General features: G+C 65.4%; 2 protein-coding genes. One reads left to right on the top strand and one right to left on the bottom strand.

Annotated features, from left to right (window positions below; translation table 11 throughout):
• Positions 1-282: hypothetical protein (locus AC1D34_RS37740; RefSeq protein ID WP_476827051.1), on the top strand; the 282-nt coding region annotated here is incomplete at its 5' end.
• A 589-nt stretch (positions 283-871) separates the two neighbouring features.
• Here the strand turns inward: AC1D34_RS37740 and AC1D34_RS37735 are convergent.
• Complete coding sequence (locus AC1D34_RS37735) at positions 872-1090, bottom strand: hypothetical protein (RefSeq protein ID WP_476827050.1); 219 nt, start codon at positions 1088-1090, stop codon at positions 872-874.
• Positions 1091-1210: the final 120 nt, after the last annotated feature.

Genomic DNA, 1210 nt, shown 5'->3' with positions numbered 1-1210 from the left:
GTCCCCAACAGCCCCGCGACCGTGCGTCATTGCGGCGGCGTATCCCGCTGGGACGTGGCGAGTGGCGGTCGCATGGGCCAGGTGATGGGCGAGGACGCGGTCGAGGTCGCTCCGCCAGCCACGGAATGCATCAAGAAATGCCAAGCGCAGAACCGGGTTCGCGGCCGGTCAACGGTCCTTGGTTTCCCCTTCCCGGTCAATCCGGAAGACCAGCTCCAGCCGCGCTTCCCACGGCAACAGCAGGCGGGCGCAACGCAGACGGTTGCGACAAACCCGCAATAGGCGGGCAGGTCCGGACAGCCCGAGCCCTATAGCGAGCGCGCCACGCGCGCTCGCCGGCGTTCATTTTTGAAAGCGGCGAACATGCCAATCGAAATCCCGCACGAGAATCCGGGATTTGATAGACGGCCTACCTCTTCATCGTCCCCCGGCAGCCTCCCTAGTGAAAGCAGAGCGTTCGGCGCAGGAACTGCTCAGCGCCTGAAGGAGACCGATCGAGGCGGCGCATCTGCCCTCACCCGTGAGGTCCTGTTCGTCGGCGATCTGGTCGGCCGCCTCGGTTCGAAACGCCGGGCGGCTCTGAAGGCATCCCCACCGGCAACCGGCAGGACCGCTGGGCCAGCGAAACCCGCCGTGCGATAGCGGGATGGAGCGGCCGATGGCCAAAACCAGCGCCCCGCCGTCCGGCAGAAGCGGCGGGGCTCAGGCAGTCATGACGCCAGAAGGGGATTGCGGCGCCGGGACGCCCCACAAACACATGACGGCGCCTCCGGTTCCATGCCTGCCCGGACATTCGCGCCGGCTCGAAGATTTCGCCAGTTTCGATGAGACGCCGCGTGCAGTCGGCCCGCCCGCAGACGATGATGACGCGTCAGGCGTGGGCCCTGAACTTTTGCAGCGCACGCCTTGCCAGGTCCTCATCATCAATAGCGATCATCACCAGGTTCGCGACAATATAGGCCAATCGCTCCCGTTCGAGCTGCAGGTCGTGGCCGTCATCAAGGGCTGGCCTGATGGCCTCCCAGGCCGCATCCAAGGCCGCCTGGGCGCGCGCAATGTCCACCGGATCCGTGAGCGATGAGAATGGCATGGTCGCTCCCCCAACACCAAACTACATCGGAAATCTGGCCATCGCGCTCAAGAATGCAAGCACTGCGTTCGCCGACAAAAAGCCCGCCCCCCTTTCGGAGTGGCGGGCAGTGTCTTGGGA

It is taken from the genome of Allobosea sp. P1_A7, from assembly GCF_056406775.1.
Note: the sequence above shows the minus strand (reverse complement) of the source record. Positions and strands in the feature narration are given on the sequence as shown.

Bases quoted from the DNA above. Each gene is read 5' to 3' on its own strand.
- AC1D34_RS37735 (WP_476827050.1), bottom strand. From the start codon at position 1,090: ATGCCATTCTCATCGCTCACGGATCCGGTGGACATTGCGCGCGCCCAG.